At 51.4% G+C, this 18,415-nt stretch carries 15 protein-coding genes, 1 tRNA gene and 2 pseudogenes; 15 read left to right on the plus strand and 3 right to left on the minus strand.

Going from position 1 to position 18,415, the window contains the following annotated elements:
- From G512_RS0104935 to G512_RS22345, 8 genes and pseudogenes are all read left to right on the plus strand, one after another.
- Nucleotides 1-270, plus strand: a 270-nt coding sequence (locus G512_RS0104935; protein ID WP_028480756.1) for an integrase core domain-containing protein, incomplete at its 5' end; no start/stop codon positions are given.
- Nucleotides 271-466: 196 nt separating this feature from the next.
- Nucleotides 467-1,135: a hypothetical protein gene (locus G512_RS0104940; RefSeq protein WP_073833290.1), complete on the plus strand. Its 669-nt coding sequence runs from the start codon at nucleotides 467-469 to the stop codon at nucleotides 1,133-1,135.
- A gap of 335 nt (nucleotides 1,136-1,470) precedes the next feature.
- Nucleotides 1,471-2,295 carry a DNA adenine methylase gene (locus tag G512_RS0104945; protein WP_028480758.1) on the plus strand — a complete coding sequence of 275 codons (825 nt, stop codon included), beginning with the start codon at nucleotides 1,471-1,473 and terminating at the stop codon, nucleotides 2,293-2,295.
- A gap of 169 nt (nucleotides 2,296-2,464) precedes the next feature.
- Nucleotides 2,465-2,668, plus strand: a complete 204-nt coding sequence (locus G512_RS20030; RefSeq protein ID WP_036488644.1) for a ribbon-helix-helix protein, CopG family — start codon at nucleotides 2,465-2,467, stop codon at nucleotides 2,666-2,668.
- A complete protein-coding gene (locus tag G512_RS22015) occupies nucleotides 2,665-4,029 on the plus strand; it encodes a restriction endonuclease (RefSeq protein ID WP_028480759.1) in 1,365 nt (454 codons plus the stop codon). Before G512_RS20030 ends, G512_RS22015 begins: the two co-directional genes overlap by 4 nt.
- An 11-nt stretch (nucleotides 4,030-4,040) precedes the next feature.
- The gene (locus G512_RS20040) at nucleotides 4,041-5,126 is read left to right on the plus strand and encodes a DNA-methyltransferase (RefSeq protein ID WP_073833294.1); all 1,086 of its coding nucleotides are present in this window, start codon (nucleotides 4,041-4,043) and stop codon (nucleotides 5,124-5,126) included.
- A gap of 4 nt (nucleotides 5,127-5,130) precedes the next feature.
- Nucleotides 5,131-6,150, plus strand: coding sequence for an HNH endonuclease (locus G512_RS0104960; RefSeq protein ID WP_028480760.1), 1,020 nt, complete (start codon nucleotides 5,131-5,133; stop codon nucleotides 6,148-6,150).
- A gap of 145 nt (nucleotides 6,151-6,295) precedes the next feature.
- A pseudogene (locus G512_RS22345) lies at nucleotides 6,296-6,442 on the plus strand (transposase); the annotation flags it as partial.
- A 167-nt stretch (nucleotides 6,443-6,609) separates the two neighbouring features.
- Here G512_RS22345 and G512_RS23030 read toward each other — a convergent pair.
- Together G512_RS23030 and G512_RS0104975 are read right to left on the minus strand one after the other, a co-directional pair.
- Nucleotides 6,610-6,748: pseudogene (locus tag G512_RS23030) on the minus strand (transposase); the annotation flags it as partial.
- 625 nt (nucleotides 6,749-7,373) lie between these two features.
- A complete protein-coding gene (locus G512_RS0104975; RefSeq protein ID WP_028480762.1) occupies nucleotides 7,374-8,222 on the minus strand; it encodes a hypothetical protein in 849 nt (282 codons plus the stop codon).
- Nucleotides 8,223-8,883: 661 nt separating this feature from the next.
- Here G512_RS0104975 and G512_RS0104985 point away from each other — a divergent pair.
- Nucleotides 8,884-8,973: transfer RNA gene (locus G512_RS0104985), tRNA-Ser, on the plus strand.
- A gap of 35 nt (nucleotides 8,974-9,008) precedes the next feature.
- On the opposite strand, the gene G512_RS20050 is transcribed toward G512_RS0104985, so the two are convergent.
- Nucleotides 9,009-9,275, minus strand: coding sequence for a TIGR03643 family protein (locus G512_RS20050; RefSeq protein WP_143181419.1), 267 nt, complete (start codon nucleotides 9,273-9,275; stop codon nucleotides 9,009-9,011).
- Between the two features lie 231 nt (nucleotides 9,276-9,506).
- Between G512_RS20050 and G512_RS0104995 the strand changes: the two genes are divergently transcribed.
- The 6 genes from G512_RS0104995 (at nucleotide 9,507) to phnE (G512_RS0105020) (ending at nucleotide 18,321) form a co-directional block, all read left to right on the plus strand.
- A complete protein-coding gene (locus tag G512_RS0104995) occupies nucleotides 9,507-11,018 on the plus strand; it encodes an ABC transporter substrate-binding protein (protein WP_051268949.1) in 1,512 nt (503 codons plus the stop codon).
- Nucleotides 11,015-13,711 (plus strand): PAS-domain containing protein, encoded by a 2,697-nt coding sequence (locus tag G512_RS0105000; RefSeq protein WP_028480765.1) that lies wholly within the window; start codon nucleotides 11,015-11,017, stop codon nucleotides 13,709-13,711. The genes G512_RS0104995 and G512_RS0105000 overlap by 4 nt, the downstream gene beginning before the upstream one ends.
- Before the next feature lie 460 nt (nucleotides 13,712-14,171).
- Nucleotides 14,172-14,969 (plus strand): phosphonate ABC transporter ATP-binding protein, encoded by a 798-nt coding sequence (gene phnC / locus G512_RS0105005; RefSeq protein WP_028480766.1) that lies wholly within the window; start codon nucleotides 14,172-14,174, stop codon nucleotides 14,967-14,969.
- Between the two features lie 93 nt (nucleotides 14,970-15,062).
- The gene (phnD, locus tag G512_RS0105010; protein ID WP_028480767.1) at nucleotides 15,063-15,992 is read left to right on the plus strand and encodes a phosphonate ABC transporter substrate-binding protein; all 930 of its coding nucleotides are present in this window, start codon (nucleotides 15,063-15,065) and stop codon (nucleotides 15,990-15,992) included.
- A gap of 88 nt (nucleotides 15,993-16,080) precedes the next feature.
- Nucleotides 16,081-16,953, plus strand: a complete 873-nt coding sequence (gene phnE / locus G512_RS0105015; RefSeq protein ID WP_028480768.1) for a phosphonate ABC transporter, permease protein PhnE — start codon at nucleotides 16,081-16,083, stop codon at nucleotides 16,951-16,953.
- Between the two features lie 12 nt (nucleotides 16,954-16,965).
- On the plus strand, nucleotides 16,966-18,321 hold the full coding sequence (phnE, locus tag G512_RS0105020; RefSeq protein WP_028480769.1) for a phosphonate ABC transporter, permease protein PhnE: 1,356 nt from the start codon (nucleotides 16,966-16,968) through the stop codon (nucleotides 18,319-18,321).
- The last annotated feature ends 94 nt before the right edge of the window (nucleotides 18,322-18,415 follow it).

Raw genomic sequence — 18,415 nt, forward strand, 5'->3', positions numbered from 1 at the left:
CGGATGGGCGTGCGTATATCTATGGATGGCAAGGGACGGTTCCTCGACAACATCTTCGTCGAACGGCTGTGGCGCACGCTCAAATACGAGTGCGTTTATCTGCACGCCTGGGAAACCGGCTCACAGGCCAGGGCCGGTATCCGAAAGTGGCTGGACTTCTATAACCGGAAACGCCCCCACTCCGCCCTTGGCGGCAAACCGCCTGCCGTGGTCTATTGGCAGCGCATCGAACAACACCAACCCGATCAGCAGATGCACAGTGTAGCTTAATTTACGCCTAAACCTGTCCAACGGATGGGGAGTAGCTCAGATTGAAAAACTTCTCGAAGAGAATACTGCGGCTAGTGTTACCTATGCTGCTCTTGAGTGCCGTTTAGCTATTGAGAGAATTTGTTATGAGCGCCTCCGATTGGCACATGATTACATTTCTCACGATGACCTCAGGAAATGGCAGCCTAGTCACATAGTGAACACGCTCATTAATGAAGTTGACCGCAATGCTGCGGAGACAGTTAAGGTTTATATTGGTCGAGAGCCTGTACCGGAAGATTCACTACCGTTAAATCGTGAAGATTACGAAGCGATGCAGTTCCTTCCCTTGGGCACCCAAGTAGGCTTTGAGCCCAGCAAGCTAGGCAAGCTCTGGAACGCTCTTGCCAAGCTCGCTCTGCATATCGGAATCCCGACTTCGAAAGACGTAACCGTCAACCAATACGGTGACGTAGAAAAAATAGCGTGCAAGGTCCGTGAGGCCCTTGCAGAAATAAGGGAAGTTTCCGAGGGCACATTGGCGTTCGTTGGCATCGGTGGACAAGAAGTTTCTTTTGAATGTAGTTGTGGTGCAAAGAACAAGCGGCGGCTTGAACTTTTGAATGACGGCCAGACTGTCAATTGCATTCGTCCCAACTGCAATGAAAGCTACAAATACGAACAGGCTGACATGAGCTTCGTACGCAGAGTTTTTGAAGTCGTTTGTAGTTGTTGCAATTATTCAAATAGTATTCCTCAAAATATAATTGATAAACTCCCTACAAATAGAGCTTATCTTTTGATTTGTTCCGGGTGCGGGGAGAATAATTATTTGTCATGGGAGCTCAATGTGGTGCAGAGAACCATGCCGCTTACTACGGATTGATGCGCATATTAATTCCAAAGATCCATTAAGCCGCGCTGCTGTTTTTCTTGTAAACATGTATTCTGCTTTGATCTTCGCGTTTCTGTTGATGAGCGTATCGGGCCAGGTCTGTTCCCTGATGAAATTGAACTAGTTTTCTACCATTTACTGATCTCAAGGTTTCCTGTCTGAGAGAGGCAGGGAGCTCGACGTGTTGTGGCACGTCAATCCACGGTCCATGTCGGCAAACGTGCCCGTGTGAACTTACAGTCACCTTTCAAGTCCATCCCTGCCACTTCCGCACAACCGAAGGCTGTGAGGCGGGGACTCTATGGCATAGCTTGTGAGGAACCTCAATGAACCTATTTGGGGAGACTGCTGCAATCGAAGTTGAGCCGCTTGCGCCGTATCTGGGTGGAAAACGACAGCTGGCAAAACGCATAGTAGGGCGGATCAATCAGATCCAGCATGACACATATGTTGATGTCTTCTGCGGCATGGGTGGTGTGTTTTGGCGGCGCACTGTGCAGGCCAAAGGCGAGGTGATTAACGACATCAATCGCGATCTGATTTTGCTTTATCGGGTTCTGAGAAGTCACCGGGAGGAGTTTTTGCGCTCGTTGGAGTTCTTTCCTTCCAGTCGCGCTGAGTTTGAAGCGCTGAAAGGGGCGGGACTTGACCATCTCACCGACATTCAGCGTGCTGTGCGCTTTTACTATTTGCAGAAACTGGCCTTAGGGGGTAAATCGTCTGGCCAAAGCTTTGGGGTGAGCATAGAGCGTCCATCTAGGTTTAACTTGGCGCAGGCCGAGCGCAACCTGAGGCGTGCATCAACGCGCTTAGCTGGCGTTACAATTGAGTGCATAGATTGGCGCGATTGTATAGAGCGCTATGACAAGGAATCGACATTGTTCTACCTGGATCCGCCTTACTATGGCGGTGAGAACGACTATGGGAAGGGTGTCTTCAAACGAACGGATTATGAGGAGATGGCTTTGCGACTTGCAAGGATCAAAGGACGCTTCCTGCTGTCACTCAATGATGTTGGGCCCATACGAGAAGTGTTCTCAGCCTTTAGTGTGGAACAACTTCAGATCACCTACACCATTGCGAAAGAAAGCGGGAAGCGCGTTTTTGAGCTACTCATCGGGAATTGTTGTGGCGCGGCTCGTATTCGGTGAAATTTTTTTCCCGCTAGATTGTTAACAACATACCAAGGCCACACTTTGGTGTATGTCAGCGAAACGGAAATTCTCTGTTGTGGGTAAAGAATTCAAATCATTAAAAAACTTTTTGTTTAATCTTACGCTTGGTGTTTAGTGGTGAATATTACACCGCAGGAGTACTACCATGGCGCGTCCCAAAACAAGCAAAAGAATTGTGCGGATTAGTATAAGTATCGACGATCGACATTATCAGGAGTTGCGAAGAATTGCAGATAATGAGGAAGTATCTCTGGCTTGGCTTGTAAGGCGTGCAGTTGCTGATTTTCTTGAACATAACGAACCATTGGATGAACAGATTGTTTCTTCAACGAAAGTGTTGGGTCGATGAAAAAAAGTGACCTTCCCTTTGGCAGTGAGTTCTCTCCATCTCAAATTGAATTACGTGCTGTACTGGAGATGGCACAAACCCATGGTGGCGATTGGAAGTCTTTTGAGGAAGCCGTTCGCATTGCATATTTCGAAGACCATAATACCAGCGAATACAATCGCAAAAAACTCGCAAATAACACCAAGCTGGGCATGATAGCTTACGGGCTTATCGATAGAGAGGCTAACTTGACCGATTTTGGTCAAGAACTATTCATGCTCAAGGACGACGAGGTTCGGCTTTACGAGCGGTTTGCAAAACATATCCTTTTGCACCTTCACGGGATGACGCTTGTTCGTTGCATTCAGGATATGGTGGCGGCAGGAGAAATCGTAAACCTGACCACGCTTAGGGAAGGTCTGGCGGCTCGGGGTGTTCACTACCCTTCTGGTGGAAAACATCCGAGCATGATGCGGCTTTGGCTTTCAAAAGCTGGGGTATTTGTTGGAAGCCGCTGGCAAGTCGATCCTTTCCGGACTGAAGCAATACTTGGCCTTAACCCGGACGAATTCGAAGTGTTGGCTGAGTTTACCTCTGAGCAACGTGCTTTTCTGCGCGCTTTGGCCAACACTGGAAAGATCGAGCCGCAACCGGCGAATGAGATTGCGAAACTCGCTGCGGCGACTTACGGCGTAAAGTTTCCAGAGAAGAGCCTGCCGAAGCTCGTGCTCAATGCCTTGGTAGATTCGGGTTACATTTTCGTGGAGAAGACAACGTCCGGTCGCGGAGCAAAACCTTTCCATGTTGCGCCAACAAAAAAATTAATTGCCGATGTGGTTGAGCCGCTTCTAGAACAGCTAAAGGGCCAAACCGACCCAAAGCTTTTGAAACTTTTGAGAACACCACTATCAGGAATTCTAGATGAACTCGAGGATGACAACCGTTACAAGGCCGGCTTAGCACTCGAAGCTCTAGCCTTCAAAATAATGCGCCTACTCGACATGACGTACGTAGCCACACGACTTCGAGCAAATCAGACTGGCGGAGCAGAAGTTGATTTGGTTTTTGAGAGTGCTCGCTTGGTGTTTTCACGTTGGCAAGTACAGTGCAAAAACACTGCAAGAGTCTCTCTTGATGATGTTGCCAAGGAAGTCGGTATCACACACTTTTTGAAAAGTAACGTTATAGTTATCGCTACAACTGGTGAAATTGGTGTCGAAGCACGCCGATACGCGAACAAGATCATGGCTGATTCAAATCTTGCTATTGTAATGCTGAATGGTGCGGATCTTTTGGAGATTGGAGATCGTCCTACAACAATAATTAGGTCTTTCGAGCGCGAGGCAAGGCACGCTATGAACTTAAAAAAGCTTGAACTCTAATGGAGGCGAAAATGACAAAAACAAAGCCTCTGGCAACTTATCATGAAACAAATCTAGGGCGCATTTATCACGCCGATAGCCTAGATGTGATGAAGCGCCAGGAGACTGAAACGGTAGATCTCATCATGACGAGTCCGCCATTCGCGCTGACTCGAAAAAAGGACTACGGCAATGAGCAAGAAGACACTTATCTTGATTGGTTTCGAAATTTCGCGGTGGAGTTTCAACGCATCTTAAAAAAAGACGGTAGCTTAGTTATCGATTTGGGTGGCGCATGGAAACCTGGATTGCCGGTTCGAAGCCTATATCATTTTAAGCTGTTGATTATGCTATGTGAGGAGTACAATTTTCACCTAGCACAAGAATTCTATTGGTGGAATCCTTCTAAGCTGCCTACACCAGCTGAATGGGTTAATGTTCGACGTATTCGCGTCAAGGATGGAGTGAATACTGTCTGGTGGCTGTCCAAGTCTCCTTGGCCTCGCGCAAGCAACAGGCGAGTTCTGCAACCTTACAGCGACAGTATGAAGACGCTATTGAGCAATGGCTATAAGGCAAAGATGCGTCCTTCTGGTCATGATATTAGCGATAAGTTCGCTATCGATAATGGTGCATCTATCCCGCCAAACCTGATCGCTATACCGAATACGGAAAGTAACAGTGGCTATCTGCGCTATTGTAAAGATAATTCTATCAAGGCTCATCCAGCACGGTTCCCTGCGGCGTTGCCTGAATATTTTATTCGCATGGTCACCGATCCTGACGACGTGGTACTCGACCCGTTCGCGGGCAGTTGTGTAACTGGAGAAGTTGCAGAACGTCTTGGACGGAAGTGGGTTTGCGCCGAACTAATAGAATCGTATCTTGAAGGTGCAAAAGGACGATTTGTTCAGAAGGTTGAGTTGCCAAAGGGAAAAGCTCAAAAGAACGATGAGAGTGGCTATTACCGCATCCCGCACCCTGGTTTGCTGTGGAATGGCGTTGATGAGCGAGATAGCGCGCCCCTTCCTGAGGATGGTGGCAGGCAGCGTCCGGCTAACATAAGTAAATCAAATGTTTGCAGGGACGACGTGACTATCATAAAAACAGCAGAATAGTGAAATGCCCCGGTTAAAAAAATCTACACTTCTGAGGATTTTTGAAAGTGCGTTGCATAAAAGCGGAATAAGCTTCTTGCGATTATCATCTGAGATGGAGCATCCGGCCGTATATCAGCTTGTTAACTACGTAAACTCATTTCGTTTGCGTGTATATATCTGGAATCTTACTTTCGGCGGACGTATACAGCTTCCGGATGAATGGCGCATTCAAGTAACTGGATTACCTGTAGTTCGTGGCGGTCAACAATTCGTTCCAGACATTGGTGGAAAAACGGTGATTCTTGGCTGGTGTGAGGAGTTGGAGGTTTTTGCAGCTTATGACATTAGGAAGCATCTTGGCATCCTTGGTGGTTCACCTTCGATTCAAATTCGGCAACCAGCTTTAGAAAAGGCGCGCATCAACGGTCTAGCCTCGCACTTCAAGGGGGAGGAAGAAGTTGCGTTTGCTATAAAGCCGTCCTATATGGCCGCGTATCTCGAAAATATGGAAGATTTACATGCCTGCGGATCTTCAGAGGAAGCGTTGAGAATCCTGGATGAAATTTGCAAAGATCCGAACAAAGTAAATGAAAAGGATATTCAAGATCACGTTCCTGAATTACGACGATGGGCAGTAGTCTCAACGAAAAAAGCTCTCCGCGATGCAAACTTCAAAGATCGCGTTTTAACAGCCTATTCACAAACGTGTGCTATGTGCGGCGTGCAACTTCGGCTTATCGACGCGGCGCATTTACTTCCAGCAGCGCATCCTGAAAGCACTGATGAGACGAGTAACGGAATTGCCTTGTGCGCTCTTCATCACCGTGCATTTGATTCAGCATTGGTAACGTTTGACGTTGATTACCGCATCCACCGTAACCTTTCAAAAGAACGTGAGTTGGCGAACTCGGGTCTTGATGTAGGGCTTGCAGGGTTTTCTGAAAAATTGCTTCCTCAGATCAACTTACCCCAAAATCTCAAAGATCGGCCATCTTCGAAGTATTTAGAGAAAGTCAATGCGATGAGAGGTTGGGCAGTCTGATTTGTCTAATTACTTTGTCGCTTGAACATATTTAGGTATCTATTGTCAGGACGTCCCTTAAGCTCTTAGAGCCTGATTTAAAAGTAGTTGAGTGATATCAACGGGTTGTGATTCAACCGTCTTTGTCTAGAACATGGAGGATCGAATGCCCTGTGATGATATCACTCGCCGACTGCATAACCGGGACCATCTGCGTTATCCAACTGATTTGATGGACCCTGAATGGACGATTTTAGCGCTGCTGATCCCTCCCGCCAAATCCGGTGGTCGGCCGCGCAGGACCGAGATGCGAGGGTAGTGTCAAAGATTTTTCGCACTTTCGTTTTCAGGCGACGGCTCCGTGGGTTTGGTGTTGCTCCTGGTAGAGCGGTTTCATGTTCATGTACTTGCGGGAAGACCATTTGCCGGCCGCGATGTGCCTAAGCCTGGCTGCGGCCAGGTTCAGGCATGATTGACCGTCCGGGAATGCTCCGACAACTCGAGTTCTTCGCCGGATTTCCTTCATGATCCGCTCCAGAGGATTGTTGGTCCTGATCTTGCGCCAGTGGCTGTCCGGAAAGCCGTAATAGGTCAGCGTCTCACCGATACTCTCTTCAATGAGATCTGCCGCCTTGGTCATGCGCCGCGCCGCAGGTCCGCGTCAACAGCTTCGGCCTTTTCTTGCGCGGCATTTGGTTGTTTTCACTGTGATGTCGTTTGCTTAGGAGTTCGTAACGCGTCACCCAAATTAGGGTTGAGCAGAATCGCTACTGAAATCTTCAGCATTGTCATTGGTACCTATCTTATCAAGTTCCACTACGCCGAACACAACTTGATAAACGTCGTACATACACAAAATGTAGAGGGCTAAGATCCACAAAGCCGATGCATTTACAATTGCAATCGTAGTTGAACAATCTTCATTCAAACCCTTAACAAATAATAAGACTATGGTGATAGAAAAGCCCCAAAAAATGTACCAAGCGTTGTCCCTGATCTCTTTCTTCACCTTGTCGGCTGCGTTCTGAATGTTGTGATTTCCGTTGAACCTTTCTCTCACCATTCTGTTTAACGCGAGATGTAGGTTCGCTACGCTAGCTAGCGTTACAGTAAGTACAACAGCCATCAATGCGATGAGTTCATGACTAACAAATTCATTTAAGAACGTGTTCTCAGACAGCCAATGTTCTCTACTAACTAACATGCACGTTAGAATGACACCTACACCGATTAAAGTGATCCACTTAATCACTTCTCCCCCCAAACAAAAGTAAAAATAATCCTAAGATCTTAGTGGGTTCGCATTGCCGTGGCATTAGCGATTCTGGTACTTGTTTGCTTTTTTTTGAATTGCTTGAGTTATAAATTTTTTTCCTTCCGGCCTTTAGGCTCGCTGACCCCGGGCCTTCTGCGATATAGTCTATTGCCTCTTTGACGAAATCACCCTCGGGAATAAGCGCGCCATCTTTATTCTTTACAGTGTACTCCGTACTTTGTCCGTTATTTTCCTTTACTACTTCCTTATTAAGCTTGCGCAGGGCGTCCATTCCACGTAAGCCGTTCGGTGGGTAAAACTCAAACTTAAGTTCAGTTATTTGGCCCTTGTACTCTTGAACTGCTGCCCAAAAATCATTTCTATCAGAGATAAAAGCGATGTCGGTATGCCAAGATATTTTTTTTCTATCTCTAACTACATGTTCCAACATTGATGAAAGAATAGATTTTGGAGATCCAACATCCGATCTCTTTTCGAATGCAACGATTTGTTTATCTGACGCTGTATCAATACATAAAAATGAGGCTTTGTAATGCTCTGATTTTGTGAGTGCAAACTGGCTTTCAGGGCCAGCATTAACTGTCTCTACAACAGGCTTACCTACAAGTCCTGATAGAAGATTGCTGTCTTCGGGATCTTTATAAATGGGTACGTATGAGTACTTCGTACCCATATGAAAGAAATCTTGCCGTTTTGAAAACGCCTCCTTTAGATAATCCTGTCTAGAAATATCTGGCTCTTTGCGATCAAGCGTAGACACCAAATCGCCGATAGCTGGGATGCTGAGAGAAAGTCTTAGGTATTCAAATGTTGCCATGTCGTCATCGATTGAGTTAAATTATTTTTGTATTTCATAAACTTTAAATTGCAAATTGGGAAGCACTAACTCTTTGACTTTTGTCAATAGTCCTCACGAGATGAACTGCCTTTTAGCGTTCCTCATGTTAGCATGATCGCAGGATGTACACGGTATCGCTGCAAGGTTTCTGCACCACAATGTCTCAGGCCATAAGGGGCCTATAAAGTGCTCGGGGGTTATCCGCGAGCACAGGCCTCCGCTCCCAAAGCAACTGCGAGACAGATAAGGAGACGGCTGCCGCTGTGGTTGGGGCACTGCAAACAAGGCAGCTGGTATTGTTGCAGATAGCATTGGGAAACGCTGACCTGCAAGGCTTTTTCAGGAAGGTGATTTTAATGAACTGGGCCGCTGGTGATCTGAAGCATATTGCCGTCACCAACGCAGCACCGAGACCTGAACACCCGACTGCGGTGAGGGCAAGAAACTTCCTAAAAGGTACCGAGAACTAGTCCAAACCAAGAACATATTTGTTTGGGTTTTGTTTGAGAAATGCCGAAAATTCCCGTTTGTTCCTTACATGTTCTAACATGAAACTGCGAGATAGCTTCGTGGGGAAAAGTGCACTGGTGGACAAAAAAGCCTTGAAGTCCAGCGCTTAGGTGGGTATCTACGCGGTCAAGGACACGTGGCCGAGTGGTCGAAGGCGCTCCCCTGCTAAGGGAGTAGGCCCGGAAGGGTCTCGAGGGTTCGAATCCCTCCGTGTCCGCCACTTCTTCTCTGCACTCTCCCACAAAACAAATGGTTTCAAAGCGTTGCCCAACTTGTGTGGCTTCGGAGTCCTGTTTTCGCGCGCTCATGAATGCCCGAGCGTCGTGCGTGCTTGCTGTTTCTTCCTGTTACCCGCGCCCGCCATTTGCGAAAGCTCGCAGGTTTCAAGGATTGGCGCATGAGTTTGATCACTTCGGCCTCGGCGAGACCATGGGCCAACTGGATGGCCTCGAACGGCGTGTCATCACGCCACGCCATTTCAATGATTTCAGAGCGCAGCTCTGGTGCCAGAGTTGCCATCATATCCCGCTCTAAAGCTGAAAACGACTAACGCCCTATCTAGGGTGGGCTTATGGATGTCGAGGTCTGCAGCCCTTGAAAATTGCTTTTTATTTGCGTTTTGTAGCGTGCTTTCAATTTACTCCAAGTTAAATGTAGTTGAAGTTTTTTCTCCAATTGACATAGTTGAAGGCTAGAACGCTCATCATTGGCAAAAACCCGCCGGTTTGCTTGCCAGATGCGATGCTCAGAGTGATGGATCAGACAGGGGCGCCGGTGAGAAAAGCCTTCGACATAGGAAACAAGGCAAGACCCCCTTGGGTATGGGTGGTGGTGTTTGGCGTTGCCTGTATCTTTATTGCAGGCGCTGCGAAGGCCAGAGAGCAAACATCGCTTTCCGTATTGACCCGAAATGGGCCAGCCATCGCGGGTCCCGCAGTGGTCCATGCCAATGCTTTTTCCCGTGATCATGAAACAACCGTGGTTGTTGACGTGGTTCACCTTGAGCATCTCTATGACGTGGTCATGGTGGATTTCCTTTCAGGCCGTCATCCCGCTGATGTACTTGTGATCCCGGCGACCTGGGTCCCGGATTTCGCCGCCTTTCTTTCTGATGTGCCCGCCTGGTTGATCCACGGGCCTCATGCCGGTGGCATCCACCCTGTGTACCGCCGAACGATGATGGGGTGGAACCAGCGCTGGCTTGGCGTAACGATTGACGGCGATCTGCAAATGGGCGTTTTTCGTCGTGACCTGTTTGACGATCCGCAAACGCGTGCTGACTTTGAGGCCGAGTTCGGGCGAACGCTTCAGCCGCCCCAGACGTGGCGGGAGTTCAATGAGCTGACGCGTTTCTTCAATGGCCGCCTTGATCCGTCGGGGCGGCCTTTGCTTGGCAGCCTAGAAGCCTTCAAGCAAGAGGATCAGGGGCTGTGGTCGTTCATCAGCCGCGCCGTTGCATATGGCAGCCATCCCAATTATCCCGGTGCATTTTTCTTTGATCCTGTAACCATGGAGCCGAGCATCAATTCTCCGGCCTGGAAGCGGGCTCTGGGCGAATACATGGAAGCGTTGAGCCATGGCCCCAATGAAGCGCGCTTCATGGGCGGCAATGATGTGCGCTATCGGTTCGCGGAAGGACATGCGGCGCTGGCCATCGGCTGGCAGGATATTGGGATTTTGGCTGCGGACTGGCCGTCGGCAATCGGGGCGGACAAGGTCGGTTTTTTTGCTCTTCCGGGAAGTCGCGAGGTCTGGAACCCGGTAACCGATCAGTGGAATGCCTTGCCTCGTGCGCGCTCTGTACCGTACCTGGCCTTTGGTGGATGGGTCGCCGTTGTTCCGGTCTCGACCAAGGATCGGAACCTGGCCTGGTCGTTCGTTGCCGAGTTCGGATCGCCGGAAAACAGCGCTCTTGATACCAAGGTTGGCGTTAGCGGCATCAATCCGTACCGCGCTGCGGAACTGACGAACATTGAAGGGTGGCAGGCTGTTCTCGGGGAGGAGGGGGCTCAAACCTATCTAGACATCAACAGGCAGGCCTTGAATGATCCAGCCCTTGTTGCCGAGCTGCGATTGCCCGGATATCAGGCCTACATGGAGGCCCTGACCCATCAGGTGGAGCGTGCGCTCAACGGCATGATCAGTGTGGATCAAGCGTTGGATACTGCAGCGGCTCAATGGGAGCAGATCACGGATCGTTTGGGGCGTGACAGCCAGCGCCGGCACTACCAAGATGCAATTGGATATATGGAGAGCGAGCCGTGAGGTCATTGGGTGTACAGGCCAAATTGCTGCTCATTCTCGCTGTTGCTGGTGGGGCTGTTCTGCTCGCCATCGCCATAGCCGTCTGGACCATGTTTGCGTTGCGAGGGGATGTAAAACAGGTCACGGAAACAGAGTTGCCCAAAGCGGCCAGCGCCCTGCGTTTGGCACGGATTGGGGAGCGGTTGCAGCGGCGAGGGGAAAGCCTGGTCGTTGCACGCAACAGAAACGACAGAGACACAATCCAGTCTTTGATTGGGGTAGATCTGGCTGCCATGCGAAGTGAGCTGATAGCGTTGCGCGATGTTTTGCCGACAGATCGCAGCGGCGAGGAGGCGATTGTGGCCTATTCGACCCAGTTGGCGGAGGAACTGACAGCGCTACGCTCTGGACTTGAGCGCCAGACAGCCTTGGAAGAGCTGTTGGTGGATCGTCGAGAAGCGTTGTTGAGGCGTGAAGAACAAATCCAGCAAGCGCTCGGCCCGCCACTGCTGGCGGTATCCTCCATCTTGAGCCGGGTCAACCAGCCTGCTCCGGAACAGGTCACCCGATTTGCAGTTCAAAACCAAGGGGCCTTGATTGATACCGAGCGCCATTTGAAAGCGGCGATTGTTCAGATCCTGCTGACAGAGCGGGCAACTTCGCCGCAGAACGTTCGGGATCGGCTTAATCAGTACCGGCGGATCATGAGCCAACTGGAGGTTGCTGTCTCGCAGTTGCCTTCAGGTCTGCAGCAGGCGGTCGTGGTGGACCTGCCGTTCTTTCGAGGACAGTTGGCGGCCAACGGCTTTTTTGACATCAAGTTTGATGTGTTGCGCAGTCTTTCCTTGTTGCAGGCGTTTCTGGAGTCCACGCGCGCCACCGCAGACGATCTGAAGCGTGCCGTTGATCAGTTCATTGCGCGTGACCGCGAGGCCATTGCAGGGGCAACAGAGCGAATTACGACCTCATTCGCTCAGCAAACGCTGCAATATCTCATCGGCTCCGTTCTTGTTGTCTCGCTTCTCATCTTGTCGGCCTATCTAATGTATATCCGCCCGCTTGGTCAGCAGATCGTGGGCGTGAGTTCCGCTATGCGCCGCTTGGCGGACGGTGACGGCAAAGTAGTGCCGCCCGGACTGGACCGCACAGACGAGGTGGGGGAGCTGGCGCGATCCTTCATGGTGTTCAAGGATGCCATCTCTCAGCTTGAAGTCATGGATAAGGAGTTGGCGGAGCAGTCGCGGCTGATGGTTGCGACACTGGACAACATGAATGACGGATTTACCGTTTTTGATTCCGATGGGAACCTTTTGGCCTTCAATCCGCGTTTTCTTGACATCTACGGCTTGTCAGCTGCTTTTATCGAGCAAGGAACGCCGATAAAGCGCATTCACATGGCATTGGCGCGCAATGGTGTGCGGGTGTTTGCTGCTAATGGTCAAGAGGTGGGGTTCAGTAGCTTGCGTCATGACCGAGGCCGGTTGAACAAGCGCTATGAACTGCATCTACCCTCGGGCCATGTCATCGAACTGCGGAGTAATCCTGTGCCCGGTGGTGGTTTCGTTACCCTGCACATGGACATGACTGAACGCGTTGCCACGCAGAACCGGGTCTGGCATGCACGGAAAATTGAAACCATCAGCCAGCTGACAACTGGTGTCGCGAGCGAATTGAACACCCTGCTTGCCGTTGTACTGGGCAATTTGAGATTGCTTGAACGAAGCGCCGGCGCCGTTAATCCCGAGTTGAAGAGTCGGGCGCTCAGCGGTATTGCCGCTGGCGTGCGAGCTGCACACCATGTGGCGCGGCTTCAGGCGTTTTCTCGCAAACACAAGTCAGAGCCGGGCTTTGTGGATCCGGCCACGGTTATTGAGGACTTGTGGCATTTGCTCTCTTACATGGTGGGGCCAGACATCCAGTTGAGCGTCGATTGCGATGAGCAACCTCTCGGCATTCATGTGGACCGGGGGCTGTTGGAGACGGCCATACTGAACCTTGCCATCAACGCCCGAGAGGCAATTACTGGGGAGGGCATGCTGCGTATCTCTGTTTCTGCTGCGGCTCACGACAAAGTGCTTCTGGAGGTTCAAGACAGCGGCAAGGGCATGCCGACACATATTTTGCGAGCCTTGGCGGATCCGCAAGCGAGTTTGCGACCAGCCGAACATGGTGTCGGTTTTGGGTTGAGCATGGTTTATGCCTTTGTGGCGCAGGCAGGCGGCACCATTGATATTACCAGCGAAGATGGGCAGGGCACCGAGGTGCGGATCTGGTTTGACCGTGTTGAGCGCCCGGACATGCCCGCCCGCACGGACGCGCAGGTGCCTCTTGGTAACGGGGAAACTGTTCTGGTTGTTGATCGGGACCCGGCGCTGCTTGAGGTGAATTGTGCTCTGCTGGAAGAACTGGGTTACAAGGTTTTAACGGCTACTAGTGGGGACGCGGCCATGGTGTTGCTGGGCTCCCATCCCGAAATATCGATGCTCTACAGCGAGGTGGAGTTGCCTGCGCCCTGGACGGGCGGTAAACTGGCGGAAGCGGCAATCGCTCAGGTGCCGCGCTTGTCGGCAGTGCTTGTCAGTGCAGAACCATGGCAGCGGAACACCTGCAATTTCAGATGCTTGATAAAACCGGTTGCAGTGGCTGATCTTGCTGCGGCCTTCCGTGATGCGCTCGGCGAGCCGGTTACTTCACAAACTGCAAGAAATTCATAGGGCCGGTTTGAAGGGCTTGTCTCTCCCGTTCCGTTAATCTTTTTGTATCAATTCAAGACATTTCCAGATGCAAAATGCGGAGTGACGGTCCCGAGGAGTGGCCCAGTTCCACGGCGTTTGTATCGCTCATGAACGCTTGTTTTCCGGCACACGCACAGCGTGCGGGCGCTCGCCATCTCAGACAAACTTGCAGCTTGGTAGCTGCGGGTGAATGGCTGCGCTTCTATCGATTTTGCAAAAAACGCCTTTCCTCCTGACTCGCAAAAGTGCTTGAAACACAAAGGAAAGCGCGAATTATTCAATGTCATCAAAATGAATTATTTCACGTTAAGTCGTTGCGAAGGCGTTTTTACTTGGATGACACAAATCTTACACGGTTAAATAGAGAAAAGACGTCATGAATTTGTAATGAATCTATGGCTTTTCGTGGCTCAAGTTAATCACGAGTTAGGATTTTGTTGTGATCCAATTTGAGGCCGTTAGAAAAGAGTTCGGAAACCACGTTGCTGTCAAGGGTGCGTCCTTCACAGTCGACAAGCCCCAGATGATCGGCATCATTGGCCGCTCGGGCGCTGGTAAATCGACGCTCTTGCGCATGATCAATCGTCTGACGCCGGCGACCTCCGGACGCATTCTTGTCAACGGACGCGATATTTTGGCCCTCAAAGGCAAGGAAAAGCGACGTTGGCAGCGCGATTGCGCCATGATCTTCCAGCAGTTCAATCTGGTGCCGCGCCTTGATGTGCTGACAAATGTCATGCTCGGGCGATTGAACGATCATGGCACAGTGACAAGTTGCTTGAAGCTGTTCACCAAGGAAGAGCGCATGCAGGCGCTTTTGAAATTGGAGCGTTTGGGCATCGCGGAAACCGCGTTGAAGCGGGCCGAGCACTTGTCTGGTGGGCAGCAGCAGCGCGTGGCGATTGCCCGGGCGCTCATGCAAAGCCCTGAGATGTTGCTGGCAGACGAGCCCATTGCGTCTCTTGACCCTATGAATGCGCAGGTGGTGATGGATGCGCTGAAAGCGATCAACACCGAAGACAAACTTACTGTCATCTGCAATCTGCACACCCTCGATACCGCCCGCAAATACTGTGACCGTGTAATCGGCATGCTGCATGGCGAAATCGTCTTCGACGGTCGGCCGGACAGCCTGACCACGGACGTGGCGCGGGAGATTTACGGTGCTGATGACAGTTTTTCCGAAGCAACCACTTCTACTGCCCTGAACGTTGGAGCAACGTCAGCGGTAGCGTGATGGCCGACCCGCAGGTCACTGAATGCGGGAACGCACGCCTTGGCAAGAGGCAGATAATTGACTTGTCGTTGAGTTAACTTGGAGAGCTTACCAATGAACTTCGCTGCTAAACTCGCTGCAGTTGCCGCTGTCAGCGTGGCTGCCCTCGGTTCGTCCGGTGCCCTTGCGCAGGACTCCACCATCACTGAATTCCGCATCGGCCTGCTGGGCGGTGAGAACGAAGCAGACCGTCTGCGCAACAACCAGTGCCTGGTTGACCGTTTTGAAGAGCTGCTGGGCGTTCCAGTGAAGCTGTTCCCGGCAGCTGACTACGCTGGCACCATTGAAGGTCTCAAGGGCGGTAACCTGGACTACGCCGAGCTGGGCGCATCCGGTTACGCAGCTATTTACCTGGCCGATCCGGAAGCTGTTGAGCCGGTTCTGACCACCAAGCAGGTTGATGGCGCAACTGGTTACCACTCCATCATGGTATCCCGTTCCGACTCCGGCATCGAAACTCTGGAAGACATGAAGGGCAAGCGTCTGGGTTACGCTGACCCGAACTCCACTTCCGGCTACCTTGTTCCTTCCGTTGCTTTCGACAAGATGGGCATCAATGCGGATGAGTACTTCGCCTCCGCTACTTTCTCTGGTGGTCACGAGCAGAACGTTCTGGCTGTTGTGAACGGCGACGTTGATGGCGGTGTTACCTGGTCTTCCGGCGTTGGTGAGTGGGAAGAAGGCTACACTTCCGGCAACCTGCGCAAGATGGTTGACAAGGGCATGATCGACATGACCCAGCTCAACGAAGTATGGCGCTCTCCGCTGATCCCGAACGGTCCACTGGTTCTGCGCAGCTCCCTGCCACAGGACGTGAAGGAAAAGATCATCGCTTCCTTGAAGGATATGGTTCAGGACGATCCAGAGTGCTTCTACTCCGCACAGGCTGGTGAATACGCTGACTACGTCGAAGTTGACCACTCCTTCTACGAAACCATCGTTGAAGCGCGTCGTCGCAAGATCGAAGCTGCAAAAGCCAACTAATCATTCTTGAGGTAGCGCCGCGTTTCTCGCGGCGCTCCTTTTGTATCTGGCCTTGCGAGGCCAACTTTGTGTTTTCAGGAGGTTTCCGGTGGCTCTAGTCAATGCGTTCAACGCATCGCCCCACCTTGCCGAAATTGAAAAGGACTACGAACGCGTAGCCCGCCAGCGCACGACCTACACCTTCTTGTTGCTGCTGGTTTGTACCATTTCCATATTCGGCGGCTTTTATGTGGCAGAGGAAGCGAACTCGGGCAGCTTCTGGGGAGGGCTAAGCAGTTTCTGGGACTATCCCTATGATATCTTTGCAGGAGCCTATGAGCGGGGGTGGGGGTTGTTTTCACTGGCAGCCAAATACTTCCCCTATCTGGTGGAAACCATCAATATCGCCATCGTCTCGACCCTGATCGGCTTCTTCTTCAGTTCGATCCTGAGCTTTTTTGCCAGCCGCAATCTGATGACCAATTCTCTGGTCGTCATGGTCGTGCGCCGTTTTCTGGACGTTACCCGTGCGTTTCCGGAGCTGGTCATTGCCTTGCTGTTGGTACTTATTTTCGGGCCATCACCATTGGCGGCAATCATGGCCGTGACGTTCCATACCATTGGCGCGCTGGGCAAACTCTTTTCCGAGAGCAACGAAAACGCAGACATGAAAGCCGTTGAGGGCTTGCGGTCCGTCGGTGCGAACTGGGTGGAGCAGATGCGTTTCGGTATCTTGCCGCAGGTTTTGCCGAACTTCTTTTCCTATGCGTTGTTGCGACTTGAGATCAATGTGCGCGCCTCGGCCATTCTGGGCTTTGTAGGTGCGGGTGGTCTGGGTGCGGAACTCAAGATGGTGGTGGACTGGAATTACGGCGCCGACATCTTCGTGATCATTCTGATGTTGGTGTGTGCCATTACCGCCATTGACTATTTCTCCAGCTGGGTGCGCCACAAGCTTGTGGGCGCGACCGGTACACTCTAGGGGCTGAACTTCATGGTAACTGTTAGCGGTTTTGAACAGGCCCGGTTGGAAGACCAGTACGCGGGCGTCATTGAACGCCCCTTGGCTCAACGCCTCATCGCGCCTGGTGTTGTCATTGCAATTCTCGGATATCTGGTGATTTGCTTCTTTGCCTTCGATGTGCCGGGCGTGTTGAACAAGGCGCGGATGGATATGGCACAGCTGTATGCGCTGGATTCCTATGCCCACAAGGATCACGCCAAGCTTTCATTCCGCAAGGCTGATGAGGGGTTTGAACTGTCGCTGGAAGGAACGCGTCGGGCACGCTACGACACGCCGCCTGCTTGGTTCCAGAGCAACGGCGCGGAAAGCCGGATTGATCTGGCCGGCGATGGTATCGTCGCCTTTGATGGCCAATCCATTGTCACCTACACCCATCCTGACTATGACGAGCCGTTCCGGTTCCGTGTGGGCGGCGGAGACTATCCGGTCTATCTGGGCAGTGTTACGCCGGAGTGGTTGGGGGATAGTGGCAAGCAAATTGATGCGCGCCCAAGCCTTTACAGCCGCATTTGGATCACGCGCAGCAAGATTGAGGTTCACCGCTACGAAAATGGCTGGGAGAACTTCTGGTTTGGTTTCAACTCGCCCTTGAGTGGGATGAGTATTGGCCAATTGACATCGCTAGCCATGTCCAGCGATCGCATCGAGCCGGAGATGTCCAACCTTAGCTTCATTGCCTCGGAGTTCTGGAACAACCCGGAATGGCAGCATGGTGACATTTTCTATGCCTTGCTTCAGACGCTGATCATGGCTGTGGTTGGCACCTTGGTTGCCGGCATCATTGCTCTGCCGCTGGCCTTTGCAGCCGCCGCAAATGTAAATCCGTTGAGGGGCGTAAGATTTGGGCTGCGCCGAATTTTCGACTTCCTGCGCGGTGTTGATACCCTGATCTGGTCGCTGATCTTCATCCGGGCGTTTGGTTTGGGACCTCTGTCCGGTACGTTTGCCATTATCTTCACCGACAGTGGTACGTTCGGCAAGCTGTTTTCAGAGGCTATTGAGAACGCAGACCGGCGTCAGGCGGAAGGGGTACAGGCCACCGGTGCCTCACCAATCCAGAAGTACCGTTTTGGTGTGTTTCCTCAGATCCTGCCGCTTTTCGTATCGCAGATGCTGTATTTCCTGGAGTCGAACACTCGATCGGCGACGGTCATTGGTGCGCTGGGCGCTGGTGGCATCGGTCTGAAGTTGCTTGAAACGATGCGGACCCGTCAGGATTGGGAAAACACGGCCTACATTATTGTGCTGGTAATTGGTCTTGTGATCCTGATGGACAACATGTCCGGCTGGCTGAGGCGCAAACTGATCGGCGATACCGAAGGCTGAGATTTCTTCAAGCTGTCTAGGCATTGGGCCCGCGGTGGAGACATCGCGGGCTCTTTCATTTTTAAGGGCCGTGTTAGGCATATGCTCACCATCT

The organism is Pseudovibrio exalbescens DSM 16456, from assembly GCF_000422785.1.
Lineage (GTDB): Bacteria > Pseudomonadota > Alphaproteobacteria > Rhizobiales > Stappiaceae > Pseudovibrio > Pseudovibrio exalbescens.